Source organism: Rhodococcus sp. IEGM 1318 (assembly GCF_033142465.1).
GTDB lineage: Bacteria > Actinomycetota > Actinomycetes > Mycobacteriales > Mycobacteriaceae > Rhodococcus_F > Rhodococcus_F qingshengii_B.
On sequence record NZ_JAWLSC010000010.1, the window covers coordinates 110,260 to 137,138 of the forward strand.

A 26,879-nucleotide genomic window follows, 5' to 3' on the forward strand; every position below is an offset into this window, starting at 1 on the left:
TAGAGGTCCCGGCGAAGCTACGGATAATCGTGACGGTGGGGAATGATGCCGGTATGTCAGCACGATTGAAAGGACGTAGGCGCGCAGTCAACTTGTTGCTCGTCGACGTTGAACGATGGGCCGATGAGCACGACGGCGTCAAAGCTGTAGCGCTGGTCGGGTCGTACGCGCGCGGCGCGGAGCGTATGGCGAGTGATCTCGATCTGATGATCCTGGCCGAAAACCCGGAGGCACTCGCCGATGAAGGCTGGTTCGTGCAGATCCGTCCCCACGCCCGATTCATCAGAGCCGCGAACTGGGGTCCGGTCCGAGAGCGACGCTTCCGCCTCGGGTCCGGTCTTCTCGTCGAACTGAATTTCGCGACTGAAAGCTGGGCGGACGTTCCGCTCGACGGGGGCACGAGGCGCGTGCTCGAAGACGGCCACCGAATTTTGTACGACACGGGAGCTCTTCATGTCGCTGCGAGTGCCGTAAGAACTGATCGATGAGCACTGCGACGGCCTTCGAAATCCTGACAACCGAAATCTCCGCGCTGCGCGGCTCGCCTCTCATCGCGATTCACGTCGACGACTTCCTCAATCCGTCGGAGATTCGTCATCGTAGAGGGCGACAATCACCGGAAGGGTTCTGGCTCGACAGCTACGACTACGACGCCCTCGAACGCCATATTCTCGACCCACTGACGCCGGGAGGGAGCCGAGAGTACCGACAACGACGGGACAGCGACGCATACCTCGTTGCAGCCGATGGAGCTATCGTCCTCATCGAAGGCCTGTTCCTGCATCGTGACGAACTCGCTTCCCGATGGGGCTACTCGATCTTTCTCGACGTGCCCTTCGGGATCACCGCGCAGCGTATGAACCTTCGCGACGGAACAAACGCAGATCCGGGACATCCGTCGATGAACAGATATGTCGGCGGCCAACGACTTTACTTCGCCGCTGCGAAGCCCTGGACCCGAGCCGACTGCGTCATCGACAATTCCGACCCGAAATTGCCTCGTATCACGACGCATGCCGCGCGCTAGAAGTTACCGCTCCTCATCGCCGACCTCGCGCTTCATCGGTGCGCTGTGGATGTGAATTGGTAGGTTGCCGCATCCACGATCTCGGCAGGCGTGATGTCGATCTCGCCGTTCAACCAGGCCGTCACCAATTCGGCCAGGCCGCCCACAAAGAGTAATCCGTTGATCTCACCCTGATGGGGAGGCCAAGCTCGGTCGCCGTACAAGAGTGCAGCCTCGTCGGCCACCATCTGCGCGAACCCACGCAGCGCTCCGCGTCGGTGAGTGCGCAGCGGCTCGTAAGCCACCGACTCGACCATCGCGACGCGCCCTTTTCGGGGATCGTTCGTCAGGATGTTGACGAACGAAGCAATGGCGCTCCGCACGCGCTCCTCCCTCGTCCCGTCGGTCGCTCGGAGTGCAGCCATTCCGGCCACGCGCACCTCGTCGACGATTCCGTCGAAAACCTGCTGGAGAAGTTCGTCTCTACTGGTGAAACTCTCGTAGAAGTATCGCTCTGTCAGCTTGGCATGCGCACATATGGCGGTCATGGTTGCACCCTGTCTGCCCGCGGCTGCAAACACTTCCAGTCCTGCTGCGAGCAAGCTTTCACGCCGAAGCGCTGCCCGCTGCTCACCACTCAGACCGGCATATCGACGGGGTGTGGGAGAAGCCATGAGTCGATATTGACAGACGACGCGACTCTGACGCAGACTACCCACATCTGACAGGCATCGCTGTCAGATGTAAACCGGAGGCAGGTACGTGATGTCGAAGACCCTGGCCGTTCCCCCCATCCGGTCGCGTTTGCGTCCCATCTCAGGCAATTCGGGACTACCCGGAATTGGGCAGACTCTCAAATACATCCGCGACCCCCTCGAATTGATGCAAAAACGTTGGGATCGCTACGGCGAAGTCTCGTGGTTCTCGACTGCGAAGAGCACCTACGACAACGACGCGTTATGCAACATGCCTTCACCAGATCGCGTCTCGAAAAGACCGTGGACCTGCTGAATCCTGCGATCGCCTCGGCGCTCGACGCCTGGAGTCCGTCCGATGGGTTGCGCGCATACACAGCCCTCAAAGCTCTCACACTCAACCTCGCGACCGACATCTTCATGGGCGGCACGGAAGGGACTACTGAGAACGAAATTGACTCAGTGAAAGAAGCTTTCGTCGATTGCGTGCAAGCCGAGCGGTGTGCGAAACCCAGATACAGGACCACTTCGCACTCGCTGGAACCGATGTGTCAGTGGTGCCACATTTCACTCACCACATGCCGCAGTACTGGCCTGATCCCGAACATTTCGATCCCGAACGCTTCGCGGACCACCGACGCGAAGACAAGGTACACCGGTATGCCTGGGAACCGTTCGGTGGAGGCGTGCACAAATGCCTCGGCATGCACTTCGCCGGCGTCGAAATCAGAGCGATCATGCACCACCTACTCACACGCTTCGATTGGCAGGTCGCGCCCGGCTACACCGCCCCTCTCAACTACACGTCCTTGCCGTTCCCCTCCGACGGACAGCCGATCGATCTGAAACTACTCACCACTTCTCATGACCGGTAGTGACCGAACCGACGACAAGATCTACTCGCACATGACTACCGGCACAGAGGCTTTCGAAATCAAGAGGAAAACATGAGCACTCGGCCCGCCCGAAACCGGCACGCACGCGCTGCTCCGAAACCAGAGGTCGTCGCCGCGGCGGAATTCTTACTCGCAGAATCCGACGCCCATATCTTCCGTCGCCGCTATCTCGAACTGCTCACCCACACCACAGCGCCGGATGGCGCAACCGTCACGGACTACACGGTCGCCGAAAGGTATCTACTCAACGCTGCAGCAAAAAGACGTGCTGCGCGGCGCCCGTCCAATCCTTAGCCACGATCGCCGGTTGGGCAACGCTCGCGAACTTCGAGCACACCGGCACTGGGGTCACGAAGTCGTCGTGGGGTAACGACGAAGAATAGAGTGTGCTGCCTGGGTGACAGTGGTGCGATCGTAGGTTTGCACGAAGTCGAAGGTCCGCTCGAGATCTGGACCGTTGTCATGAAGATCTCGCGCCGACAGCATCGCCGCATGGTGTGGCCCCAGAGTGACTACCGTCCACTCGTTGACGAGATCGTCACTCGGGTCGAGCGGTGCGTGTTGCACTTTACCGTCGAGCATCACAGACAGTCCGACACCGTAGACACCGGCAAACCCTACGGTATCGGCGAGATGACGCCACCGCGCTGTTGTGGATGCAGTGAAATGTTCGGCGTGTTGAAAGGTGCCCAGAACAAGCATCGAGGAACCCGATGTGGAGGCTTGTGCTTCGAGGGACTTACTCAGTTGGATCAACAGACGCTTGGTACCGCGCCGAATCTGGCTGTGAGCCGACACGATCGAGTAGGGAGTGCCCACGTCGGGGATGGGATCACTCCACACCGGCGTAGCGGGCATCGCGACGACCGGTTCGGACAACAGTGAACTCGGATCATCGACTGCGGGATACAACTCACCCGTTCCGTAAGTGGCTCCGATGGTGAGTGCGGCGAGACGGGCGGATTCCGAGTCGACACCCTCGGCCACGATAATCGCATTCGATCGCTCGACGTAGGCGCTGAGCGCGTGCACCGTCGTTCCGATTTCGAAATATGCTGCCTTGGTAAGTAATTCAGCGGAGGTGATAATGATGTCGGGTTCGACCAAGGACAGCAGTGTCGCGGAGTGCCTGTCGATGCCGACACTGTCGAGTGCAATCAGACGCCCGCCCGCGCGGGCTTCTCTGATCACTGCCAGCGAGTTGTGAGGATCGGCGAGCACCGCCGTGGCGTCGACCGTTACGACGATCCGTTGCAGATTTCTCGTAACTCCTTCGATACCAGGAGCGTTGAGAGCTCTCCGGGACGCCGAGTCGACGGCCACCAGTAACGGCAGACGATCCGCGACGGCGCTTGCGAGTGCAGTACGAGACATGGCCAGTTTGTGACTGTCGAACTCCGACCGTTGCTGCATCAACTGCGAGGCGCGGCGGAGGGCATGAGCCGAACTCAGAGAGGAATTGCCAGGCCCACGCAATTGCAGCTCAGCGCCTGCAAGTGCGTGGTCGTCGAGCCGGCGAATCGGTGCGAACTGCATGCTTACTTCCAGGCCAATCACATCGGAGAACAGGGTGATCGGAGGGTTCGACGCTGTCGAACTGCTGCTGGTGTCATACGCCATGGTGTGGTTCTTCCGTACGAGTCGGGACCACCAAGCGTTCATGCGGCCGGACGCATCGATGGCGGCGCCGGCTGCTCGACACAGAACGAGGCTACCGCAAATCTCGGCGCGACCCGGTGACGACAACCTGATCCCGCACCACAAAGTGCACATCCGCACGCAGATCAGACCAGGATCGAAGTCAACGCATATCGAGCGCTGCGCACTTCACATCGTTCGTGGGAGTTGTTTCCGGCTCAAGCACCGAGAGCGTCAACGGTCGACGTGGCGTCGCCCGCAAAAAGTTCGGAAGCGCCGAGAGCCTGAAAGATCATGGAGACCGCTCGCGTGGGGGCAAACAAGCGAATACGGTTGCGGCCACGCCCCGCAGCATCGACAACGGCATTTGCCACTCCGGACGACATGAAGGTCACGCCGGAGAGATCGACGTGAATATCGGTGTCGACCAAGAGAAGTCGGTCGAGCGCATGCACCAATTCGACACGCTGACCCATATCCAATTCTCCGGCCAGCCTCAGCACCGCATACGCAGGGGTATAGCTTTCCACCTCGATACTGTACCGATGCCCTTCTCGACCGGCGCTGTCAAAGAGATCGAGAACATTTGCAGCTGAAGAACGTTCGTTGATCGTAGTCATGAAAGCCTCTTGTCTGGACTCGTCGTGCCCCACCGCCGGAATCAGCGATGAATCACTGTGCGTCGGATATCCGTGTCGGTCACTGCGTTCCAGACGAACTCTGCCATCGGCAGGTTTCGCTGACACCTCCACATCTATAACGCTAGGGTCTCGAAAACGTCACAGCGCGATATCGCTCGTCAGATACCGCCCCCCCGACGCCTAGAACGCACAAGCCCGCGCCTGGTCCCCGACGCACCTGCGAGTCGGCATCTATGCGGTGTTGACCACTACCTTTCTCGCTGACTGGGAAGGTGTGTTCGACCCACCGCGCTGCCGCAATACCTTCTGTGACATGGACAACATTGTCGACGTACTTGTCATCGGATCGGGCGCTGCTGGATAGGCCGCAGCGCTGAAAGCGCACGCCGACGGCGCATCGGTCGTCATTCTGGAAAAGTGTGGACCTGATTCCGCGGGCGGCAACACTCGACTGTCCGGCAGCGGATGGTTCGTCAACCAGGACCCTGCCGCCGCCCGCACATTCCTGCGTTCATTGAACGGATCGTTCCCCGTTGCCGACGACGTCATCGATGCCTGGGCCGAGAACACCTACGGACTGTCCGACTGGCTCCGCAGTCTGGGTGCAACTGTAGCGATGACCGGCGATTTCCATTCCACGGCAGAGTTCGCCGAACTCGACGGAAGTTCTTGTTACGCAGGGATGGACACCGTCGAAGGGAAGATGGACAATGAACTTCTCTACCGGTTCCTCGTCTCTGCTCACTGAACGCGGCATCACAACTCTCTTCGATACCGAAGCGACCAGACTCCTGACGGATGAATCCGGAGCGGTGACCGGAGTCGAGATTCGTTCAGGTGGAAAAATTTCGCAGATCCAAGCGCGCCGAGGTGTCATCCTTGCCACCGGAGGTTTCGAAGCGAATCCGGCCATGGTGCGCGATTACTTACGCTTGGAGAATCCGAAGATCTGGGGCTCACCTTCGGCAACGGGCGACGGCCACCGGATGGCACAGGCAGTGGGCGCCGATCTATGGCACATGAACAACATGATGACCATTACGGGAATTCCCGGCGACCTCGAAAACCCGACGGGATTCTTTCTCGCTCTGTGGAACGCACACAACTATGTGTTCCTCAGCCGGGAAGGTAGACGGTTCACCGACGAGTCAGCCGAAATGCGGCACGGTCATGTGTTCAGAGAGGGTTCCTACCAACACTTTCCGGTGCAACCGATGAACATCGTGTTCGACGAGACGATGAGAGTGGCCGGACAACTGAGTCCCGGTCGTGACGCATTACCTGTCGGCCACAGGGTTCTCGACGAAGGGTACGAGTGGAGTTCGGACAATCAAGCCGAGATCGACAAGGGTTGGATCGTCAAAGCGGACACGCTTGCCGAACTCGCCGAGCAGCTCGGCTTGGACCCCGCCGTCGTGGAAACCAGTATGCACCGCTACAACGAGGCGTGCGCGGACGGCGTCGACCATTCCTTCGGCCGCAATCCGGAAACTTTGGCCGCAGTAGCCACGGCTCCGTTCTACGCTGTCGCCGCACCGCCACTGCTGGGTTGGAGTAACGGCGGACCGCGCCGCGACGGTCATTCCCGCGTTCTCGATACTGCCGGCAATCCGATTCCAGGACTGTATGCGGCGGGCGCCGTCAGTTCCACGTACAGCGCGGCGAAAGACGGTGGATTCCATATCGCCGATGCCTTGGCGTTCGGCCGGGTTGCCGGCGCGCATGCTGCCGCGCGAGCGACAGCGGGCGACCGAGTCATGTACGAGCGGCCTTGACCTCGTCGAAGAACGCGACGACGGCGGCTTCGTTCTCCGGCGGAACGGTGAGCGATGCTCGTGGCCCCGCTACCGCGATGGAGTCGTCCGCGAGCCTGTTCCCGATGGTGAGTTTCAGTCCCGACTTCGACGGTTTTGCCTTCACTGCAATGTATTCGACATGCCAACGAGCCACTTCGCTCGTGCTCGCGGCGGTGCGGTCGAAGACCTCCACCGTGCGGTGGTCGAGGACCATCACGATGTTGGTCCCGACGGTGACTTCCAGATAGCGCCGTTCCGCCACGGTGTACGCCTTTCGGTTAGGTGAAACCGACGCTACACACCGTGGCTGAACTCAGCGTGTCAAAACCTCAGCTGTTCAAGATTTCAGCTGTTCGAAACCTCAGCGGGACGAACTTCCTGCATCCACCGGCAGGGCGACCGACGTGATGTAGCGAGCCTCGTCGGAAGACAGGAACAGAGCAGCGTTCGCTACGTCCACCGGTTCGATCCACGGAATGGCGAGCATGTTCATCGTCATCGCTGCGGCAGCAAATTCTTCGCGCGTCGGGTTCTCGAGATCGGGGCGGAACTTGCCGCGCACCAACGGGTTCTGAATCATGAGGGTGTCGACGTTGGTGGGATGGACCGTATTGACGCGTACGTTGTGCGGAGCCAGTTCCTTTGCCAGCGAGCGCATCAGACCAACGACTCCATGCTTGGCTGCGGTGTAGTGCGCAACTCCGACCAACCCCCGCTGTCCGGCGATGGAACTGGTGAGCGTCATCGATCCCCCACCTCGCTCGATCAAATGCGGAGCTGCAACGGTGGTGGTGTGCCACACGCCGGTCAGGTTCACGTCCAGCATTGTCTGCCACATCGTTTCCGACATGGTCAGCGCCCCGTCAGAGGACGTGATACCGGCTGTAGCGCAGACGATGTCGAGACCACCGAGCGTTCCGACGGCCGAGTCCACGGCACTGCGTAGTGCCTCGAGATCCCGAACGTCCACTACCGCAGATTCGACCTTTCGCCCCAGCGCCCGGATCTGCGCCACTGTCTCATCGAGATCGGCCTCCGTCGCGGGCGGCGTGACTGTGGTTTCCACCGAGGTGCACACGTCGACCGCGATGATGTCCGCGCCCTCTTCGGCAAAACGCACGGCCTGAGCCCGCCCGATTCCTCGTGCCGCACCCGTGATCAGCGCGATCTTGCCTTCCAATCGAGAAGTCATCAATTCACACTTTCTGGGTCAGGCCGGCGTCGACAACCAACTGACAGCCGGTCATGTAGCGGGACTCCGCGGATGCGAGAAACAGGACCGCATTACTGACGTCCACTGGATCGACCCAGGGAACGGGCAGCAAGTTGCGAGCGCTGAGCACTGCAGCAGCGTCTGCTTCGGTGGGATTCTCGATGTCCGGGCACAGGTTCGCGAACACTCGCTCGTTGATGATCATCGGGGTACGTACCGAACCCGGATGCACGGAGTTGACGCGGATACTCAGCGCCCCCAACTCGTTGGCCAGCGTTCTGGCCAGGCCCACCACGGCATGCTTGGCTGCGCTGTAATGACTTGCTCCGGCAATACCTTTGATTCCCGCTGTCGAGCTGACCAGAACGACGGATCCACCGTCGCCGAAGTGCGGAACGCAGGCCTTGACGGTGTGCCACGCCCCGGTCAGATTGACGTCCAGCGAGCGGTTCCACACTGCAGGATCGATGGTCCACGACGGTCCCGGCGTGTCGTAGACGCCTGCATTCGCGACCACGACGTCCAACCCGCCGAGTTCGGTAACGCACTCGGCCACGACGGCGGCCAGACCGTCGAAGTCCCGAATATCCGCCACACCGGTGACCGCGACACCGCCTCGATCACGCACTGCCTGAGCGGTTTCCGCCAACCCCGATTGCGCCTGTTCGACATCCAACGCGATCACGGACGCGCCTTCTTCGGCGAGCCGCTCACAGTGTGAGCGTCCCATTCCGCCGGCCGCACCCGTTACGAGCACCCGTTTGCCCTCCAGCCGGCTCATGCGTGCACCGCGCTGTTCAGTTCGAAGCCTCGGTATCCCGCTGCTGCCACGTCTGCACAGATGTCGGAGTAGACACCGAAGCCTCCGATGAAGGGCATGAATATCCTCGGCTTTCCCGGGATGTTGGCTCCCATGTACCAGGAGTTCGCGGATGGGAACAATGTTGCCGACGCCCGGCGTGAGCACTCCTCGAGCCAGTTGTCCACGGCTTCGGCACTCGGCTCGATGGTGTCGATCCCCGCCGAATCGAGGTGGTTGATCGCGTCGGCGATCCAGTCGACGTGCTGTTCGGCAGCGAGAATCATGTTGGACAGCACACTCGGGCTACCCGGCCCGGTGACGATGAACAGGTTCGGGAAGCCGTGCACTCCCAAACCAAGATAGGTTCTCGGACCCGCATGCCAGTTCTCTCGCAAGGTCTCGCCGTTGCGGCCACGGATCTCGATGCGATCGAGTGCCCCGGTCATCGCATCGAAACCGGTGGCGAACACCAATGCGTCGAGTTCGTAGTGCGAGTCGGTCGTCTTGATCCCGGCCTCGTCGATTGCCTCGATCGGTGCGCTCTTGAGATCGACCAGGCTCACGTTGTCACGGTTGTAGCTCTGGTAGTAGTCGGTGTCCGTCACGATCCGCTTGGTCCCGATGGGGTGGTCGTTCGGGATCAGCAGGTCGGCGATGGCCTGATCTTCGACCACCGATCTGATCTTGGCCTCGGCAAATGCGGCCGCCGTCGCGTTGGCGTCGATGTTGCTGGTCTGGTCGGCGAAGGTTTTGGCGAACAGGACACCGCCGAGCTTCCACCGCTCTTCGTAGGCCGCGTTTCTCTCGGCCTCGGATACCTCGAGCGCACTGCGAGGGTCCGAGACGAACGGTGATCCACCGCCGCTGCGCTTGGACAGCGCTCGACGCTCGGCGTAGTCGGCCTTGATCTCTGCGCGTCGTTTGTCATCGAGAGGCGTGTTTCCCGCCGGCACACTGTAATTCGCGGACCGCTGGAACACGAAGAGGTGATCGGCCTGCTCGGCGATCAACGGAACGGACTGGATGCCCGACGATCCGGTGCCGATCACTCCCACTCGCTTGCCGGTGAAATCGACGCCCTCGTGCGGCCAGAAGCCGGTGTGGAAGACCTCACCGCCGAAAGTCTCGCGACCTGCAATGTTCGGAACGTTCGCGGTCGACAAGCTACCGGTAGCACACACGACGAAGCGTGAGGTGACGTCATGACCACCGTCGGTGTGCACTCGCCACGTCGACGAGTCCTCGTCGAACTGTGCGCTCAGGACACGGGTATCGAAAGTGAACCCACTGCGTAGGTCGAAGCGATCGGCGACGTGATCGAGGTAGGACAGGATCTCCGGCTGCGCGGCGTACTTCTCGCTCCAGTCCCAATCCTGTTGCAACTCTTCGGAGAACGAGTAGGAGTAGTCGAAACTCTCGACATCGCAGCGTGCGCCCGGGTAGCGGTTGAAGTACCACGTGCCGCCCACTCCGGAGCCCGCCTCGAAGCCGTGGACACGCAGCCCCTGCTCGCGAAGTCGGTGCATGGCGTACATGCCGGCGACGCCGGCGCCGATGACTACGACGTCGAGTGGTGCGGTGGAGAAGTCAGGATCGGTCATGGTGGCCACGCTACGAGTGGGTTGAATGGTAGAGGAACAGGTTCTCCCGCTGGGTGGGCGAAGCCTCCACCCCATGACACTGGGTGGGCGAAGCCTCCACCCCATGACACTGGGTGGGCGGAGCCTCCACCCCATGACACTGGGTGGGCGGGCGGGACGGGTTTGTCCACCGATCGGGGGACATCGATGTCGTCCAGCACTCGGACCCGTAGGTGGACAGACCCGAAGGGGTTTCGGGGCCATAGTTGTCTCATCACCGAAACACACGGTCACCGAGACCGACAAATCGAGGAGAAACATCATGAGTACCAACACAATTCGACCCGAAGCAATTTCCTTCTCCGGCCTCAGCATGGCAGCTCTGGTTGCCCGCGCCGCCGGTGCGAACGCTGTGAAGTCGATAACCGACACTTCCGTCACGACGGCGATGATCAGCAATGCGGGCTTCGGTGCCCTGCATCTGGTCGACGCGTCCAACCCGAACGGTGACTGGATCGTCCCGCCGGCCGACTACATCCTCCCGAACATGAACGTAAACGTGGTCGCCACGAGCAAGAACCAGAACGACTTCCCCATCGTGCTCACGTACCGCTCCGACGACGGTGGAGTGTTTGTCTTCAGCGCCACCAACTCGAAGACCAGGGCGGATGCCGGCGGTACGTACGCCCCCGACAGCCACGACGTCACGGTGACGATGACCTCGGGTTACCCGGCCATGAACGTCACGTACGTCCTCCGGTGACGCCTGCTCACTCCAACAAACCCTGCCGCATCGCGGCGGCGACGGCGGCGCCTCGATCGTTGACTCCGAGTTTCTCGTAGAGGCGCTGCACGTGGGTTTTGACGGTGGAGGGCGCTAGAAAGAGCTGAGAGGCGATGGCGGGGATGCTGGCGCCCTGCGCGATCAATCCGAGGACTTCACGTTCGCGGGCGCTGAGCGTCGGGCCGGACGGTTCACTTCGACGCCGAACCTCCCCGATCAATCCGGCGGCGATACTGGGCGGCAACACATCTCGGCCCGCAGCACAGTCGAGCACGGCGCTCACGATCTCGGCGCGAGTGGATTCCTTCGGCAGGAATCCGGCAGCACCCGCTTGCAGAGCCTGATAGACGACGGACGACTCGTCGTGAGCGCTGAGCAGTAGCACCCGCGTCGGAAGCTCGTCTCGAACCACGGCGGCGGCGACCTGAGTTCCGTCCAGGTGCGGCATCCGGAAGTCGAGCAGTGCGACCTGCGGGCGTAGTTCGCGGATCATTGCGAGCGCTGCCGCGCCGTCGTCGGCCTCGCCCAGGACGTTGATGCTGTCATTGCCGGTCAGAGCCCGAACCACGCCCTCACGGAACAACGGGTGATCGTCGCCGACCACCACGGAAACCTGGCCGGCCAGCGGCTTCGTGCCTTCGCGCATTTCTCACTTTCTCACGCCCGTACCAGCAATGCGAGCACTTACGCCTCCCCCGATCGGGGGACAGACGGTTCAACCCCGCCGAGGCCCCGTCGGCGGACATACAACAGCACTCATTCGCGACAAGATTGGTTCATCGCCGAGAACGGCAACCACACACCATCCCAGGAGCAGACATCATGCGTACCAACACCACTCGCTTCGTAGCAGTCACCGCAATCGCCCTCGCTGTCGGCGGAACCGCACTGGGAACCGCAGCGGTCGCCAACGCCGGCACCATGCCCACCGACGGACCGACGGTTGCCATGACCATCACCAACAACACCGACAACCCGATGCTGCTGGACAGCGCGTCCAACCCCTACGGACAGTGGATCAACGGCCCCCGCTCCTACCTGGCCCCGCACACCACCGAGATCGTCACCGCGTACAGCAGCGATCCCCGAGGCGTCGGTGTCGACGTCACCTACAACATCGCAGACGGCGTACAGACGGTCATGGCTGCCAACAACTACGCCGGCAACCCCACCCTCGACGGGACTCGCATCATCGGCGACCCGACGCACGTCATCCTCACCGACTACATGGCCACCGGCTACCCCACGATGAACGCCTCCTACGACGTCTTCACCCAGAACTGAACCAAGCGTTGATGCAACCACGAACTTGATCCGCTACGGCCCACGACCCGGTATCCACATGGATGTCGGGACGTGGTGTGTGCCGGCCCCTAGACCCGCTCGACCAACACGCAGCGGGCGCCACTGAAGATCGTAGGCATGCACTTGTTGCAGTGGATGCACAGTGAATGAGTATCGGATTCGGCTGCGATCCGATTGATCAGATCGGGTTCTCTGAGCAGCGCCCGCGCCATGGCGACAAACTCGAATCCCCCCGCCATCGCCGTATCCATACCCGCTTTGTCCGTGACACCGCCGAGGAGCACGAGCGGTAACTTCACCGCAGCACGGATCTGTCGAGCCTCTTCCAGCATGAACAGCGGCTTGTACGGATAGGTATGCAACATGCTCTTGCCAACCAACTGCACACCGAGTCGAACTGGTTGCGGCATCGCGGCGGCAAACTCGCGGATCGGCGCATCGCCCTTGAACAGGTACATCGGGTTGAGCAGTGAGCTACCCATCGTCAACTCGAGCGCATCGACGCTTCCGGATGCTTCGAGCCACTGCGCCACCTGGATTGCTTCGTCCACCCAGAATCCGCCTGGCACACCGTCATCCATGTTCAGCTTGGCCAAGATCGCGATCTTGTCGCCGACGGCATCGCGCACACTGCGCGCAGTTTCCAGTACGACGCGAGCCCGGTTCTCCAGTGATCCGCCGTAAGAATCCTTACGACGGTTGAGTTTCGGACTCAGGAACGAACTCGCAAAATAGTTGTGACCGAAGTGAATCTCGACGGCGTCGAACCCTGCCTCGACGGCAAGTTGCGCGGCGCTGCCATGTGCCGCAGCAATTCTGGCGATGTCCGCTGTACTGGCGCTGCGAATCATCCTCATGCTCAACGGATTGAACGAACTCGACGGCGCCAGCGCAGGCAAACCGGTCGACTTCTGATTTGCCACCGGACCGGCATGCCCCAGCTGCGCCGACGCTGCTGCCCCTTCGGCGTGAATGGCATCGGTGAGTCGTCGCAGTCCGGGGAGGGCTTCGGGCCGCATCCACAGCTGGCCGTATTCGGTCCGCCCCTCCGGTGCGACGGCGCAGTACGCGACGGTGGACATCCCGACTCCGCCGGCGGCTGGGCGACGATGGAACTCGATCAGCTCGTCGGTGACCAGGGCGTCGGGAGTTTTGCCTTCGAATGTCGCGGACTTGATGATTCGATTTCGAAGGGACACCGGGCCGAGCTTTGCCGGGGCAAGCACGTCGGGAGCAGTGGTCATCGAGTTTGCCTCTCGCGGGAGTTGTTTGCAGGACGGTAAATCGAGGGCCCCGAGCCGGCTAGTACCTGTGCCACGGAGCGGGAAACGACTTCAGCCCGGCCGAGGCGGCCGGGCTGAAGTACCTCACTGCTGTTCAGACGCGTCCGAAGTACGCGTCCTTGAGAACTGCCAGGTCGTCGATGTCCTTGGCGTCGGCGTCGAGAACCACCTTGCCGATGTCGAGGACCGTCACGTGATCGGCGACGCTCATCGCGGCCTCGACTGCCTGCTCGACCAGTAGGACAGCCAGCCCTGTTTCCTTGAGTTGTTGGACGCGGTCCATCACCTCACCGACGATCACGGGAGCGAGACCGCCCGAAGGTTCGTCGAGAAGGAGCAACCTCGGCTGCGCCATCAGCGCTGCGCCGATTGCGAGCATCTGCTGCTGACCGCCCGACATGGAACCGGCGGGAAGCGAGCGCTTCTCCCCCAGGATCGGGAACATCTCGTACATGGACTCGACGGACTCCATGAGTTCGCTGCGCTTCACCTTGCGGGTGTAGCCGCCGAGCAGGAGGTTCTGCTCGACGGTCTGCTTGTGAAAGACCCGCTTGCCCTCCTGCACGTACGCCATCCCCTGCCGCACCCGCTTGTGCGCGGGAACTCCGGTGATGTCGGCGCCGTCCATCTCGACGGTCCCCGAGGCCACTTTGTTGAGTCCGGACAGGGCGCGGAGCGTACTCGTCTTGCCGGCTCCGTTGCGTCCGAGCAAAGCGGTCACCTGACCGGGATAGACGTCGAACGACACATCCCAGACGACGCGCAGATCGCCGTACCCTGTCTGCAGGTTCCGGACCTTGAGAATCGGTTCCATCACTTCACCTCACTGGTCTGATGGTCTACTGCGCCGATTTCTTCGAGAAGCGCTTCCTCATCGCCGGACTTCACTCCGAGGTACTCGCTCAACACGCGGGGGTGATGTTCGATCGTCGCGGCGTCACCGGTAGCGATCACCTGTCCCTGAGCCAACACCACGATCTCATCGGCCAACGAGAGCACGAGGCGGAAGTTGTGCTCCACCAACACCACTGTGGCCCCGGCATCACGCAGCACCCGGATCAGGTCTGCCAGGCGTTCGAGTTCGTCCTCGTCGAGTCCGGATGCCACCTCGTCGAAGAGGACGACCCTCGGCTCGGCGATGACGGCGCGAGCAACCTCGAGCATGCGACGCATCCCCAGGGGCAGCGACGTCGCGATCTCGTTGCGTAGGTGCGACATCCCCACGAGTTCGAGGACACGCTCGGCCTCGACGATGTCGGCCTTCGCGATCCTGCGGAAGCTGGGCAGGCGAAGCACGGCCGACGCCATCGACGCGTAGTGCACCGAATAGCGTCCGGATGCAACAGCTTCCAGAACCGTGATGTTCTCCGGAATCGTCGGAGTTTGGAACGTCCGCGCCACACCCACACGCGCCACCTTGTGCGGCGACGACTGCGAGACGACCGTGCCACCGATCGTGATCACGCCCGCATCCGCGGTGTAGAACCCGCAGATCATGTTGAGCATGGTCGTCTTGCCTGAACCGTTCGGCCCGATCAACGCAGTGACCTTACCGGCTTCTGCAGTCAGAGTTGCCGCATTGAGTGCCTGGTTGCCACCGAACGCTTTGGACACTCCGTCGACCACCAACCGTGCACCGTTGATCGGCGGCAGTTCCGGTGTTCCACCGCTGTTTCCCTTCACAGCGACAACGCCCAAGCCGGCCTTGCGATCGAGTTTCGAGACGATCGCTCGCCCGACCTTGGTCAAACCACCGGAGAGCAGCACACCGCCGATGATCAGGAAGCCGCCGTAGAAGATCAGCGAATACTCCTGGAATGCCGTCGACTGGTTGGGACCGAGCTGCATGATCGCGGCACCGACTACGGCGCCGTACACACTTGCCGCACCGCCGAGGATCGACGCCGCCAGAACTGCTGTGGCAAAGGTGAACCCGAAGGCCTCCGGCGAGATGAACAGGTCGGTGTTGGCGAACAGCGCACCCGCCAGACCGGCCGGGAACGCACCGATGGCATAACCGAGCAGCTTCATCCGGAACACCGATACACCCTGCGACGACGCCAGAACCGGCGACTGCTTGAGTGTGCGGAACGCGATGCCGTGGCGCGAGACCACCAGGTTGCGCATCACCGCGAACCAGAGGACGGTCACCACGACTACCACCATGTAGTACTGCTGGGTGTCGAGTTCGGAACCGAAGAGCGTCGGCGGCTCCATACCGGTGAGGCCGTTTCGGCCGCCGGTCTTGCCGCCGAAGATTGCCAGTACGTCCGGTACCAGCAGCACCAGGAAGAACGACGTCATCGCCAGGGACCAGTTGCCCAGGCGCAGACCGGGAACACCGGTCAAGATGCCGACAGCCAGTGCCACAGCTCCGGAAGCAGCAAGCTGGAGCAGGATGTCGGTGTGACCGGCCTGGGACATCAGACCTGCGGTGTAGGCACCCGCCGCGTACATCGCGGCCTGACCGAGAGCCAGTTCACCGGCAAAGCCGAGGCTCAGGTTCAGACCACTGACGACAAGCGCCAGGATGCAGGCCAATTGAATCTGCCGTGATGTCGACAGATCGAGTCCGAGGACCGGGAGCAGCAAGATCACCACGGCCAGGACCAGCGGGATGATCCAGCTTGGAAGGGAACGGAAAGTCCGCCACGCACTTACCATCTCACACCACCCGTTCTCGGACATTGCCGAACAAGCCGGCAGGTTTGACCATCAAGATGACGATCAGCACCGTGAATACGGCGATATTGCTGTACTGACTTCCCGCCCACAGGGCAGTGAACGATTCCACCAGACCGACGGTCAACCCGCCGATCAAAGCGCCTGGCAGAGAGCCGAACCCGCCGATCGCCAACGCCACGAACCCCTTGAGCGCCAGTGCGGCACCCAACGTCGCAACCGCAAACGTCTTGGGACCGACCAACAGTCCGAGGACACCGGCCAATGCACCCGAGAAGGCAAAAGCACCCAGCGCCAACCGTCGTACGTTGACTCCGCGCAGCATCGCCGCTTCACGATCCTCGGAGATACCGATCAGAGCCAGACCCGTCATCGTTTTCTTCGAGACGTAACTCAACCCGATGACCAATGCGATCGCAGCAACCAGCAGTGCGATCTCGACCGGGTAGGTACGGCCGCCGAGCAAGGTGATCGGTTCGTTCGATCCGAAGAACGGAACGGTGAGAGGTTCACTACCCCAGATCAATTGGGTGGCGCCGTTGAGCAGAGTCGCAACGCCCAACGTCGTCACCAATTGGTTCTGGTGATCAGCCACCGGTCTGATCGCGACTATCTCCTCGACCGAGGCGAGGAGCATCACGGTCACGGTAGCCATGACGGCCACCACGAGAACGGGGAGTTTCAGAGTCACCAGACCGGTGTAGGCGACAAAGGTGCCCACCATCATCAGCTGAGCTTGAGCGAAGTTGAAAGTGTTGGAGGAAACGAAAACGATGTTGTACCCGATGGCAACCAACACATAGACCGCGCCGAGCGCCAAACCGGACCACAGAATGGTCATGACGCAGCCGGGTTTCCGAACTGACCGTTGAGGATCTTCGTCGGACTGATGAACTTCAACTCACTGGTGTCCGGGTTCGGGCCGTGGTTGTCGGAGCTGAAGTTGTAGCGCGAGAGGAAGGCAGTCTTGGCATTCTCCTGGACCTCCGAGGTTTCCAGCGCCTCGGCGAGCTTCTTCGGATCGGTCGAACTGCCGACCTTCTCCGCGGCTGCCGCGACGAGAGGGAAGGCGTCGTAGTTGTCCGCGAGGATGAGTGTCGACGGGATGGAGCCCAGCGACGCCATCGTGTCCACCATCGTGGTGACGAGCGCATTGTTCGGATCGAACACCGTGCTGGTGAACACCTGCGTCACAAGGTTCTGCTTCACCTGGGGCGTACCAAGCACACCGGCCGGCGGATCGTTCGCGATCAGGTTGGTGGCAGACACCGAGGTGTTTCCGACCAGCGGCACATCCCAGCCGAGTCGCTCGAGGCTCTGCAACACGTATCCGAGAGGAGCACCGTACGCATCCAAGGCGATGGCCGCGGCACCTGCATTCTTGAGCGACTGCAACTGAGCCGTCATGTCCAGCGCTGCAGCGTCGTACTCCTCGTTACCGGCAGCCTTCAGACCGACCTTCTCTAGTGCACTGGTCATCTCTTCACCGAAGAGTTCACCGTAGGCGGTGCTGCCGTGCAGCACTCCGACGCTGCTGTAGCCCTTGGTCTTTGCATACTCGGAAATTCCGCGAGCTGTGTCGGTTGCGCCCGGAGCCAGGTCGAAGTTCAGCGGGAACTTCGAAGGGTCCGTCGAATCAGGCGAGGGTGCCATGCTCAACGAGAGGATGTTGTTCTGCTTGAGGATCGGGAGAACCGCAGCAGCGATCGACGAAGGACCCGAGTTGAGGTAGAGGTCAGGCTTGTTGCCCGAGTTGATGGCTTCGCGCAGCTTGGTGACGGCGATCGTTGCATCACCCGCGTCGTCCACCGTGGTGAGCTCGATCTGGCGGCCACCAATTCCCCCGGCCTCGTTCTGGACCTGAACGCCCGCCTTGGTGGCGAGCAGCGAGGTCTGCGAGTTCGCCGAGAGGACTCCCTGCGCACTGATCCCGCCGGTCAGCAGCACTCGGTAAGGCGAGTCCGCGCCACCGTCGGACTCCGAGGAACCACTACACCCTGCAAGAGCCAGAGCCGTCACGGCTACTGCCGCAACAAGAATGGGCCGACGATTCATGTCTGCACTCCTAGAACACATGTATGCACCGAACGTCAGGCGAATACCTGACGAAAGAAGGATCGGCTGGTGGACACGCCTGATTTCAAGCACCAACCAACCAAGCACCCGCTTGATGATCTAGCAAGCAGTTGCTTGGGTTGGAGCATAGAATGTGATCTGGATAACGTCAAACGCGCAAAAGAGAAGTCATGGAAGCGGACGCTATGCACGTACGAGCCGTCTCGACAGCACGATTCCCGCTGGGTGGAAACACCAAAACGGCCCCACGCCCTGCGGGATTCGGTGAGGTGAATCCCGCTAGGCATGGGGCCGTGTTTCCAGAGTTCCGACTAGCGTTGGTTGCGAGGCTTCCAAACCACCAACGCGTTGTTGCGCGGGATCGGCACGAGGTCCCGGCGATAGCCCGCATGGACTTTCGCGATTTCCTCGGCCAATTCGCGGACGCGATGCTGCAGAGCCTCGACCTGGTTGGTCAGTTCGATGATCCGTTTGATTCCGGCAAGGTTGACGCCCTCGTCCTGCGAAAGCCGTTGCACTTCACGAAGAAGCGCAACATCACGCGGAGAGTAACGCCGCCCACCACCGGTGGTTCGGTGCGGGGTGACCAACCCGAGTCGGTCGTAGTTACGCAAAGTCTGCGCATGCATCCCGGCCAACTCGGCTGCCACCGAGATCACGAAGATCTGAGCGTCAGGATCGACCGTCGTATCCCATTGATTCTGCGGTCGCTCGGTCATCATGCACCGGCCCACCCGGCCCGTGGATCGAACCCGCTCGCCTTCTCGGCTTCGAGATAGGTTTTCAGCGCTTCGATCGCCGGGTCGTCCAACTTCTGCGGGACGGATACCTTGACGGTGACCAGAAGGTCACCGGCTCCCTCGGGACGCTTGGGGATGCCACGTCCGCGAACTCGCAGAATGCGTCCGTCCACCGTTCCGGCCGGAACCTTCACTCCGACACGGCCGTCCAAGGTCGGCACCGACAGTGTCGTTCCCAGTACCAGCTCGCCGTAGCTCACCGGAACCGTCAGTGTCAGGTCGTCACCGTTGCGGCCGAAGACGCTGTCCGGCTTGACGCGAATGTTGACGAACAGGTCACCCGCCGGAGCTCCGCGGAGTCCCGCTTCGCCCTTGCCCTTGAGTCTGATCTTCTGACCATCGCTGACACCCGCAGGCACCCGGACCGTGATGGTCCGTGTGCGATTGGTGACGCCGCTACCGTGGCAGTCCTCGCAAGGCGAGTCGATGATCGAGCCGGTTCCCCGGCAGTCGTCACACGGCTCACTGAATCCGAAAGCGCCCTGGTTCCGGCTCACTACTCCGGTTCCGTTGCAATGCGGGCACACTCGCGGGCTGGTGCCTGGCTTTGCGCCGCTGCCGTGACACGTGGTGCACGACGTCGGGCTGGTCAGACGAAGTGGGACGGTGACACCGAGCGCTGCTTCGCGGAAAGCGAGCGTCGTCTCGGTCTCGAGATCCTTGCCTCGACGCGGACGGTTGGGCGCAGCTGTGCGCTGGCCCGCTCCCCCACGGTTGAACAATCCGCCGAAGATGTCTCCGAGACCCGAGTCCTGTCCTCCGGCGCCGCCGCCGAACAGGTCGTTGATGTCGAAACCACCGGCGCCGGGGTTGAATCCGCCGCCGCCTTGCGCGCGGGGACCGAAGCCGCCGCTGGCAAACAGACGCCTGGCTTCGTCGTACTCCTTGCGCTTTTCCGGATCGGACAGCACTGCATGAGCTTCGCTGACTGTCTTGAAACGCTCTTCGGCCTTCGCGTCGTCAGGGTTGGCATCGGGATGCAGATCCCGGGCCAGCTTGCGATACGCCTTCTTGATCTCGTCGGCCGTGGCGGTGGACGAGACGCCCAGCTCTTTGTAGAAGTCCTTCTCGATCCACTCCCGTTGACTCACTGGGCGTCTCCTCCTCTCACTCTTACTTCGCTTCTTCCTCTGAACCGTCAGCAGGCTTGTCGCCCACCCGGTCCGTCACGGCCACCATCGCGGTCCGAAGGACCCGGTCGCCGAGCTTGTAACCCTTGCGCATGACCGTCCCGAGTACGGGGTCGTGGCCTTCGCCTTCATGCTGCACCGCTTCGTGGAGCGCGGGATCGAAATCGTCACCCTCGTTACCGAAGTCGGTCAAACCCAGACCCGTCAGGGTCGTGTTGAGCTTGTCCGCGAGCGCACGCAACGGACCTGTTTCCAGATCACCGTGTGCCCGAGCACGATCCAGATCATCGAGAATTCCGATGAGCTCGGTGATGACCGAAGCCCGCGCGGTTTCCTTGATGACCTGCTTGTCACGCTCGACGCGACGACGGTAGTTGGTGAACTCCGCCTGAAGTCGCTGCAGATCCGCAGTTCGTTCGGCGAGCTGATCGGTGGCGGATGCTTCCTCCACGATCGACTCTGCTTCCTGAACTACCCCTGTGTCTTCCGAGTCGAGCGGCGGCAGGGATTCCCCCGCCGCCTCTCCCTGTGCACCGGTCTCGGGGTCGACCGGGTTGTTCTCGGAGTTGTCCGAGGTCACTTCTTGTCCGAGTCGGTGGGCTCGTCGACAACCTCGGCGTCGACGACGTCGTCGTCATTGCCTGCGCCGTCGGTGTTTCCGGCCTCGTTTGCAGCGGAAGCCTCGTAGATGGCCTGGCCCAGAGCCTGCGACTCGGTGCCCAGCTTCTCCACTGCGGTCTTCACTGCAGCGATGTCGGTGCCTGCCAGGGCGTCGTTGACGTCCTTGACCGCTGCCTCGACCTTGGTCAGGATCTCCTCGGAGACCTTGCCCGCGTTCTCACCTTCACGCTGCTCCTTGACGAACTTCTCCGTCTGGTGGACCAGCGACTCGGCCTGGTTGCGGACCTCTGCCTCTTCGCGACGTGCCTTGTCTTCCTCGGCGTGAGCCTCGGCGTCCTTGACCATGCGCTCGATCTCTTCCTTGGACAGACCGGAGCCGTCCTGGATCTTGATCGTGTTTTCCTTGCCGGTGCCCTTGTCCTTCGCCGTCACGTGCACGATGCCGTTGGCGTCGATGTCGAAGGTGACCTCGATCTGCGGAACGCCACGCGGGGCGGGCGGCAGATCGGTGAGCTCGAAGGAGCCGAGCAGCTTGTTGTGCGAAGCGATTTCGCGCTCACCTTGGAAGACCTGGATCTGCACCGAAGGCTGATTGTCGTCAGCGGTGGTGAAGGTCTCGGAACGCTTCGTGGGGATGGTGGTGTTGCGCTCGATAAGCTTGGTCATCACGCCACCCTTGGTTTCGATACCGAGGGAAAGCGGCGTGACGTCGAGGAGCAGAACGTCCTTGACCTCGCCCTTGAGCACGCCGGCCTGGAGTGCGGCGCCGACGGCGACGACCTCGTCCGGGTTGACACCCTTGTTGGGCTCACGGCCACCGGTCAGTTCACGAACCAGATCGGAGACTGCCGGCATACGGGTGGAGCCACCGACGAGCACGACATGGTCGATGTCCTTGACGGCGATTCCGCTGTCCTTGATCACTGCCTGGAACGGCGCACGGGTGCGATCGAGCAGGTCCGAGGTGATCTTCTGGAACTCGCTGCGGGAGAGCTGCTCGTCCAGGAAGAGCGGGTTCTTGTCCGCGTCGACCGTGATGTACGGGAGGTTGATGGAGGTGCTCTGCGAGCTGGAGAGCTCGATCTTCGCCTTCTCCGCAGCCTCACGCAGACGCTGCAGGGCCATCTTGTCCTTGGTCAGATCGATGCCGTTCTGAGCCTTGAACTTGTCGACCAGCCAAGCGACGACGCGCTCGTCCCAGTCGTCGCCACCGAGGTGGTTGTCACCGGAGGTTGCGCGAACCTCGACGACGCCGTCACCGATTTCGAGCAGGGAGACGTCGAAGGTGCCGCCACCGAGGTCGAAGACCAGAATGGTCTGCTCGGTGTCACCCTTGTCCAGTCCGTATGCCAGTGCAGCCGCGGTGGGCTCGTTGACGATACGAAGGACGTTTAGGCCGGCGATCTGGCCGGCTTCCTTGGTTGCCTGACGCTGTGCGTCCTCGAAGTATGCGGGGACGGTGATGACGGCGTCGGTGATGTCTTCGCCGAGGTAAGCCTCCGCGTCACGCTTGAGCTTCATGAGCGTGCGGGCGCTGATTTCCTGCGGCGTGTACTTCTTGCCGTCGATTTCCACGTTCCAGTCAGTGCCGATGTGGCGCTTGACGGAGCGGAGGGTGCGGTCGACGTTCGTGACTGCCTGGTTCTTCGCGGGCTGACCGACGAGAACCTCGCCGTTCTTGGCAAATGCGACCACCGAGGGGGTGGTACGTGAGCCTTCGGCGTTGGCGACCACTACGGGCTCGCCGCCCTCCAGCACTGCAACTACCGAGTTGGTCGTACCGAGATCGATACCGACTGCACGAGCCATAGTGTTCCTACCTTTCGTTCTGCGGTTCTCTGCCCGAGTGGTTGATCTCGAACATGACCGCGAGTTTTTCGCTTGGTGAGCGTCCTCCGCTCAAGTTTGCCTCCGACCGTGGCCGGGAGTCAACTTGAAGTTGAGCCGAGGGCGCTCAAGCTTGTCGAAATAGTCAACTACAGCCCACGTAGATTTGTTCCCGCCTTCCCCGAAAAGCCGAAAAAGTGCGCCACATCACTTCCGAATCTCTCCGAATGGCTACGATCGGCCGGTGACCGATCCCGACAATTCTCCCGTTCGACCTGCTCGACCGGCGCCGGCGCGCCCGGCACCCGAGCGACCCGACGTCTCGGTTCGGCCGCTCCGACCTGCAGCGAACGACGAGATACCCAAGGCCGTGACCTTGTCCACCTCTGCCTGGATCGGCTCGTTCGTCGTCCTGGCCGGAATCGCCGCAGTGGTAGTCACCAGCCTCGACGACGTCCGATCCGCTCTCGAAGAATCGACTGCGCGCGACAACCCCGGATACTCGTCCACCGACATCTCCGACGCCGTGACCGTCGTGCTGGCAGGCAGCGGCGGCGGCGCTCTCGTTTTGGTCCTGCTCGCACTTTTGAGCCTTCAACTCCTCCGCGCACGCAATAACGCCGGGCGGGTGATGACGGCGATCGTCGGAGCCCTGAGCGTCGCGGCCGGGCTCGGCTTCATGTCCCTGGTCGACGGCGCAGCGGATATCGGCGCTGGAGTCCTGACGTGGGGTCCGATTCTCTACTGCGTCCTTGTCGCGGTGGCGGCGATCGCGCCATTTGCTCCCGGGGTCAGCGATTGGCTGCGAACACGCAGATGAAGATTCACGTACAACTCGACTCGGCGCCGGGAGCAGGCGCTGCTCGCAGCCGTGAACTCGCGGAGACCGGCGCCGGCGGCCTGTTCACGTTCGAGGGGCCACACGACGTGTTCTTCCCACTCGTCGAAGCCGCTTCGGCCGTCGACCTCGACCTGATGACCAACGTCGCCATCGCGTTCCCCCGCAGTCCCATGCATCTGGCTCATTCGGCCAACGACCTGCAGTTGCTCAGTCGCGGCCACTTTAGGCTGGGACTCGGATCGCAGATCAAACCGCACATCGAAAAACGCTACAGCGCAACGTGGTCGCGTCCAGCGGCCCGCATGAAGGAGACGGTCGCCGCGGTCAAAGCGATCTTCACGGCGTGGGAGAACGCCTCGACGCTGAACTTCCGCGGCGAGTTCTTCACCCACACTCTGATGCCGCCGACATTCGACCCCGGACCCAATCCCTATGGGCCGCCGCCCATCCTGATGGGGGCACTCGGGCCGGTGATGACCCGTACCGCCGCGGAGGTTGCCGACGGACTACTGGTCATGCCGTTCCACTCGGAGCGACATTTCCTCGAGCGCACACTTCCTGCCGTCGATACAGGCCTTCGCGAATCCGGGCGCACCCGAGACCAATTCACGGTCATCCCGCAGGTCATCGTCGGCGTCGGCCGCAGCGACGATCAACTCGCCGCGGCCGCCCGAGGCGTCCGGGCACTGCTCTCGTTCTACGGATCGACGCCCGCATACCGTCCGGTGCTCGACGTCGAAGGGTGGGGCGAGGTCCAGCCGGAACTCAACGCCCTGTCGAAGCGAGGCGGCTATGCCGACATGGCCTCGTTGATCACCGATCCGATGCTGACCACACTCGCAGTCGTCGGCACCCCGGAAGAATGTGCGACCGAGATTCGGCGGCGGTTCGGCGAGCATGCCGACGAAGTGTGTTGCTACTTCCCCGGTTACGACGCAGAGCCGGAAGACGTGGCGTCGATGATCTCGACTCTCGCCTGAACCTGGTCAGGCGCCCTGATCAAACCCCTAAGGTACGGGCCAACTCGACGAGCGATTCCCGGGCAGCGCGCAGGCTCGCCTCACCCTGCTCGATCAGCGGTGCCATCGCCGGAATACGCTGCGCCAAAGTCAGTTCCGCATTGATGACGGAGACATCCATTCCCATCGACACCCCCAGTACCTGAACGAGCGGCGGGACGGTGTGATCGTTTGCCTCGTTCCCCGAACCCGGCGCATAGGTGTTTCCGCGGCTGGACACGATCACCACTGGCTTGCCTGCCATGGGCTGAGTGCGAGTGTCGAAAGGCACCGTTGTACCCAGGACGTGTACGTAATCGATCCACGCTTTCAACGTGGACGGGATCGACCAGTTGTACATCGGTGCACCGATCACGACTACGTCCGCCGCGGCGAGTTGCTCGATGACCCGAGCCTGCAGTGCTTCTGCGTCGGCGTCCGGCCTCTCTCCGTCGACGCGCAAGCGTGGTGCGTAGTGCAGGGCCGCGTCCGCGAGGTGCGGCAAGGGATCTCGGTGCAGGTCCAACGTAACCGTCGTGTGATTCGGGCTGATCTCCGACCACTGCGCAGCGAACAGTGCGGTCAGGTCACGCGAGGTCGAGTTGCGGAGTTCGGCAGACGAATCGATGTGAAGTAGTCGTGGCATCCCTCATCAGTACCAGAGCGTGCTCAACTCTTCTCCGCGGCGAGATCGGATTCGGCCGCGTACTGCGCCAGCAGGACACGCTCACGCTCGCGATGCGGATAGAAGAAGGTCACCACTGCGGCACCGGCGCACACGATGATGATTGCCGCGACGTAGGCATGTGTATCCCCGTCCAGGAAGGCATTTTTGGCGGCGGTCATGATTTGGTCTGCGTATTGCGGGTAGCGTTCCGCGAGAACTTCAGCGCTGGAGAAAGATTTGGTGAGCGCGGCTTGAGTTTCGGGAGTCACCTCGGATGCGTTCGGCGAGGACGAGATCGCATTCCCCAACGATTTTGCGTACCCGGCCGTGAGTATCCCGCCGAGAATCGACTGCATGATGGCGCCGCCCAGGTCTCGTTGCAGGTCCGAGGTTCCCGACGCCATACCCGCGCGGTGCACGGGAACGGATCCGGTCAGCGAACGCGATGCCGGTGTGCCAGCCAGGCCGACGCCGATCCCGACAAGCGCATAGGCCAGCGCGACCTGCCAATACTGTGTGCTTTCGTTCCACAGGAAAAGCGCGACAAACAACCCGAGAACCACGAACAGGTAGCCGGAGAGCAGCGTGACGCGGGCGCCGTACCTTTCGATCATGGTCGCCGAACGCGGCGCAACGATCACCATCGCCAAGGCCGCCGGAATGATGGCCGCACCGGCTGCCAGCGTCGAGTAACTCAGTACGTTCTGCAGGAACTGCTGGCCGATGAACATCGCGCCCATGAGCGAACCGAACACCACCAACCCACCCACGGCTGCGACCCAGAAAGTTGGGCGCGCAGCTACGTGAAGGTCGAACAGTGGATTGACCGCGCGTCGCTGTTGCAGGAAGAACCCGATACCCGCGACGACCGCTATCGCCCCGAGCACCAGTGCCATCGTGCCCGAACCCTTGACCGGCGCGAAGTTGATGGACAGCACCAGCGCCCCGATGAAGACGATCGAAACTATGCCGCCGAGATGATCGACTCGCTCGGTCGTCTCGTTGACGTGAGCAGGCACCAACATCAGTGAGCAGATCAGTGCCACAAGAGCCAACGGAAGGGTGACGAAGAAGACCGATCCCCAGTGAAACTGCTCGAGCAACGCGCCCGAGACGATCGGACCGAGTGCTGAAATCGCGCCACCGATTGCCGACCACATGGCAATCGCCTTGGTCCGTGCCGGTCCGGCCCACAGCGCCGTGATGATCGCCAGCGTGGTCGGGAATGCAAGACCTGCCGAGACGCCTCCGACTATCCGAGCGAGGAACAGCACTTCGAAGTTCCCGGCGAATCCAGCCACGATCGACGCCGGAATGGACAGCGCCATGCCGGTGACCAGCAGCATCTTGCGACCGTATCGGTCTCCCAAGGCCCCCAGGTAGAGCACCGTTCCGGCCAGGCCCAGCGAGTAGCCGACCGCGATCAGATTCAGTTGCGTCTGACTGGCGTCGAAAGCCCGCCCGATGTCGGGTAGCGCGACGTTCGCGACCGAGAGATTGAGGTTCGCGACCGCAGCCACCAGGATGAGCGTCCCCAGGACGAAGGTGGCTCGATCCGGTGATGCGGACTTGATGTCACTCGCCATGCGCGTGCTCCC

26 protein-coding genes and 2 pseudogenes are annotated in these 26,879 nt (G+C 62.0%); 9 read left to right on the top strand and 19 right to left on the bottom strand.

The window, feature by feature from the left end; all coding sequences use genetic code 11:
• Positions 1–53 precede the first annotated feature (53 nt).
• Both R4P65_RS22450 and R4P65_RS22455 read left to right on the top strand, forming a co-directional pair.
• Entirely contained in the window at positions 54–488 is a 435-nt protein-coding gene (locus R4P65_RS22450; RefSeq protein WP_317828165.1) for a nucleotidyltransferase domain-containing protein, read from the top strand.
• Positions 485–1,027 carry a uridine kinase gene (locus tag R4P65_RS22455; RefSeq protein ID WP_317828166.1) on the top strand — a complete coding sequence of 181 codons (543 nt, stop codon included), beginning with the start codon at positions 485–487 and terminating at the stop codon, positions 1,025–1,027. The genes R4P65_RS22450 and R4P65_RS22455 overlap by 4 nt, the downstream gene beginning before the upstream one ends.
• A 32-nt stretch (positions 1,028–1,059) precedes the next feature.
• On the opposite strand, the gene R4P65_RS22460 is transcribed toward R4P65_RS22455, so the two are convergent.
• Complete coding sequence (locus R4P65_RS22460; protein WP_317828167.1) at positions 1,060–1,680, bottom strand: TetR/AcrR family transcriptional regulator; 621 nt, start codon at positions 1,678–1,680, stop codon at positions 1,060–1,062.
• 91 nt (positions 1,681–1,771) lie between these two features.
• Here R4P65_RS22460 and R4P65_RS22465 point away from each other — a divergent pair.
• Positions 1,772–2,576: pseudogene (locus tag R4P65_RS22465) on the top strand (cytochrome P450).
• 72 nt (positions 2,577–2,648) lie between these two features.
• Positions 2,649–2,891 (top strand): hypothetical protein, encoded by a 243-nt coding sequence (locus R4P65_RS22470; protein ID WP_317828168.1) that lies wholly within the window; start codon positions 2,649–2,651, stop codon positions 2,889–2,891.
• Between the two features lie 54 nt (positions 2,892–2,945).
• Here the strand turns inward: R4P65_RS22470 and R4P65_RS22475 are convergent, their stop codons facing one another.
• Both R4P65_RS22475 and R4P65_RS22480 read right to left on the bottom strand, forming a co-directional pair.
• On the bottom strand, positions 2,946–4,217 hold the full coding sequence (locus tag R4P65_RS22475) for an EAL domain-containing protein (protein WP_317828169.1): 1,272 nt from the start codon (positions 4,215–4,217) through the stop codon (positions 2,946–2,948).
• 236 nt (positions 4,218–4,453) lie between these two features.
• Positions 4,454–4,765 carry an STAS domain-containing protein gene (locus R4P65_RS22480; RefSeq protein WP_317828170.1) on the bottom strand — a complete coding sequence of 104 codons (312 nt, stop codon included), beginning with the start codon at positions 4,763–4,765 and terminating at the stop codon, positions 4,454–4,456.
• A 484-nt stretch (positions 4,766–5,249) separates the two neighbouring features.
• Between R4P65_RS22480 and R4P65_RS22485 the strand changes: the two are divergent.
• Positions 5,250–6,651 (top strand): annotated as a pseudogene (locus R4P65_RS22485) (FAD-binding protein).
• Here R4P65_RS22485 and R4P65_RS22490 read toward each other — a convergent pair.
• The 4 genes from R4P65_RS22490 to R4P65_RS22505 all read right to left on the bottom strand — a co-directional run bounded on the left by R4P65_RS22490 (position 6,632) and on the right by R4P65_RS22505 (position 10,288).
• Complete coding sequence (locus R4P65_RS22490) at positions 6,632–6,934, bottom strand: hypothetical protein (RefSeq protein WP_317828171.1); 303 nt, start codon at positions 6,932–6,934, stop codon at positions 6,632–6,634. The pseudogene R4P65_RS22485 and the gene R4P65_RS22490 overlap by 20 nt on opposite strands.
• 99 nt (positions 6,935–7,033) lie before the next feature.
• Positions 7,034–7,864: a mycofactocin-coupled SDR family oxidoreductase gene (locus tag R4P65_RS22495; RefSeq protein ID WP_317828172.1), complete on the bottom strand. Its 831-nt coding sequence runs from the start codon at positions 7,862–7,864 to the stop codon at positions 7,034–7,036.
• A gap of 4 nt (positions 7,865–7,868) precedes the next feature.
• A complete protein-coding gene (locus tag R4P65_RS22500) occupies positions 7,869–8,666 on the bottom strand; it encodes a mycofactocin-coupled SDR family oxidoreductase (RefSeq protein WP_317828173.1) in 798 nt (265 codons plus the stop codon).
• Positions 8,663–10,288 carry a flavin-containing monooxygenase gene (locus R4P65_RS22505; RefSeq protein WP_007726712.1) on the bottom strand — a complete coding sequence of 542 codons (1,626 nt, stop codon included), beginning with the start codon at positions 10,286–10,288 and terminating at the stop codon, positions 8,663–8,665. The genes R4P65_RS22500 and R4P65_RS22505 overlap by 4 nt, the downstream gene beginning before the upstream one ends.
• 301 nt (positions 10,289–10,589) lie before the next feature.
• On the opposite strand from R4P65_RS22505, the gene R4P65_RS22510 reads away from it, so the two are divergent.
• A complete protein-coding gene (locus tag R4P65_RS22510) occupies positions 10,590–11,030 on the top strand; it encodes a hypothetical protein (protein ID WP_317828174.1) in 441 nt (146 codons plus the stop codon).
• A 7-nt stretch (positions 11,031–11,037) separates the two neighbouring features.
• Here R4P65_RS22510 and R4P65_RS22515 read toward each other — a convergent pair whose 3' ends face one another.
• Positions 11,038–11,697, bottom strand: coding sequence for a response regulator transcription factor (locus R4P65_RS22515; RefSeq protein WP_317828175.1), 660 nt, complete (start codon positions 11,695–11,697; stop codon positions 11,038–11,040).
• A 176-nt stretch (positions 11,698–11,873) separates the two neighbouring features.
• On the opposite strand from R4P65_RS22515, the gene R4P65_RS22520 reads away from it, so the two are divergent.
• Positions 11,874–12,335 carry a hypothetical protein gene (locus R4P65_RS22520; RefSeq protein ID WP_317828176.1) on the top strand — a complete coding sequence of 154 codons (462 nt, stop codon included), beginning with the start codon at positions 11,874–11,876 and terminating at the stop codon, positions 12,333–12,335.
• An 89-nt stretch (positions 12,336–12,424) separates the two neighbouring features.
• On the opposite strand, the gene R4P65_RS22525 is transcribed toward R4P65_RS22520, so the two are convergent.
• The 9 genes from R4P65_RS22525 to dnaK form a co-directional block, all read right to left on the bottom strand.
• Positions 12,425–13,600, bottom strand: a complete 1,176-nt coding sequence (locus R4P65_RS22525; RefSeq protein WP_317828177.1) for an NADH:flavin oxidoreductase — start codon at positions 13,598–13,600, stop codon at positions 12,425–12,427.
• Positions 13,601–13,733: 133 nt separating this feature from the next.
• Positions 13,734–14,453, bottom strand: coding sequence for an ABC transporter ATP-binding protein (locus tag R4P65_RS22530; RefSeq protein WP_050656301.1), 720 nt, complete (start codon positions 14,451–14,453; stop codon positions 13,734–13,736).
• Positions 14,453–16,303: a branched-chain amino acid ABC transporter ATP-binding protein/permease gene (locus tag R4P65_RS22535; RefSeq protein ID WP_317828178.1), complete on the bottom strand. Its 1,851-nt coding sequence runs from the start codon at positions 16,301–16,303 to the stop codon at positions 14,453–14,455. The genes R4P65_RS22530 and R4P65_RS22535 overlap by 1 nt, the downstream gene beginning before the upstream one ends.
• Before the next feature lies 1 nt (position 16,304).
• Positions 16,305–17,162, bottom strand: a complete 858-nt coding sequence (locus R4P65_RS22540; RefSeq protein ID WP_020906602.1) for a branched-chain amino acid ABC transporter permease — start codon at positions 17,160–17,162, stop codon at positions 16,305–16,307.
• Positions 17,159–18,376, bottom strand: coding sequence for an ABC transporter substrate-binding protein (locus R4P65_RS22545; protein ID WP_317828179.1), 1,218 nt, complete (start codon positions 18,374–18,376; stop codon positions 17,159–17,161). The genes R4P65_RS22540 and R4P65_RS22545 overlap by 4 nt, the downstream gene beginning before the upstream one ends.
• 332 nt (positions 18,377–18,708) lie before the next feature.
• Positions 18,709–19,119 (bottom strand): heat shock protein transcriptional repressor HspR, encoded by a 411-nt coding sequence (locus R4P65_RS22550; protein WP_411742578.1) that lies wholly within the window; start codon positions 19,117–19,119, stop codon positions 18,709–18,711.
• Positions 19,116–20,288: a molecular chaperone DnaJ gene (dnaJ, locus tag R4P65_RS22555; RefSeq protein WP_050656306.1), complete on the bottom strand. Its 1,173-nt coding sequence runs from the start codon at positions 20,286–20,288 to the stop codon at positions 19,116–19,118. The genes R4P65_RS22550 and dnaJ overlap by 4 nt, the downstream gene beginning before the upstream one ends.
• A gap of 22 nt (positions 20,289–20,310) precedes the next feature.
• Positions 20,311–20,907, bottom strand: coding sequence for a nucleotide exchange factor GrpE (gene grpE, locus R4P65_RS22560; protein WP_249037189.1), 597 nt, complete (start codon positions 20,905–20,907; stop codon positions 20,311–20,313).
• Positions 20,904–22,757: a molecular chaperone DnaK gene (dnaK, locus tag R4P65_RS22565; RefSeq protein WP_019749384.1), complete on the bottom strand. Its 1,854-nt coding sequence runs from the start codon at positions 22,755–22,757 to the stop codon at positions 20,904–20,906. Before dnaK ends, grpE begins: the two co-directional genes overlap by 4 nt.
• 262 nt (positions 22,758–23,019) lie before the next feature.
• Between dnaK and R4P65_RS22570 the strand changes: the two genes are divergently transcribed.
• Positions 23,020–23,595 carry a hypothetical protein gene (locus R4P65_RS22570; protein ID WP_317828180.1) on the top strand — a complete coding sequence of 192 codons (576 nt, stop codon included), beginning with the start codon at positions 23,020–23,022 and terminating at the stop codon, positions 23,593–23,595.
• Positions 23,592–24,596 (top strand): TIGR03617 family F420-dependent LLM class oxidoreductase, encoded by a 1,005-nt coding sequence (locus R4P65_RS22575; protein ID WP_317828181.1) that lies wholly within the window; start codon positions 23,592–23,594, stop codon positions 24,594–24,596. Before R4P65_RS22570 ends, R4P65_RS22575 begins: the two co-directional genes overlap by 4 nt.
• A 19-nt stretch (positions 24,597–24,615) precedes the next feature.
• On the opposite strand, the gene R4P65_RS22580 is transcribed toward R4P65_RS22575, so the two are convergent.
• A complete protein-coding gene (locus tag R4P65_RS22580; RefSeq protein ID WP_317828182.1) occupies positions 24,616–25,260 on the bottom strand; it encodes an FMN-dependent NADH-azoreductase in 645 nt (214 codons plus the stop codon).
• Between the two features lie 23 nt (positions 25,261–25,283).
• The gene (locus R4P65_RS22585) at positions 25,284–26,867 is read right to left on the bottom strand and encodes an MFS transporter (protein WP_317828183.1); all 1,584 of its coding nucleotides are present in this window, start codon (positions 26,865–26,867) and stop codon (positions 25,284–25,286) included.
• Positions 26,868–26,879: the final 12 nt, after the last annotated feature.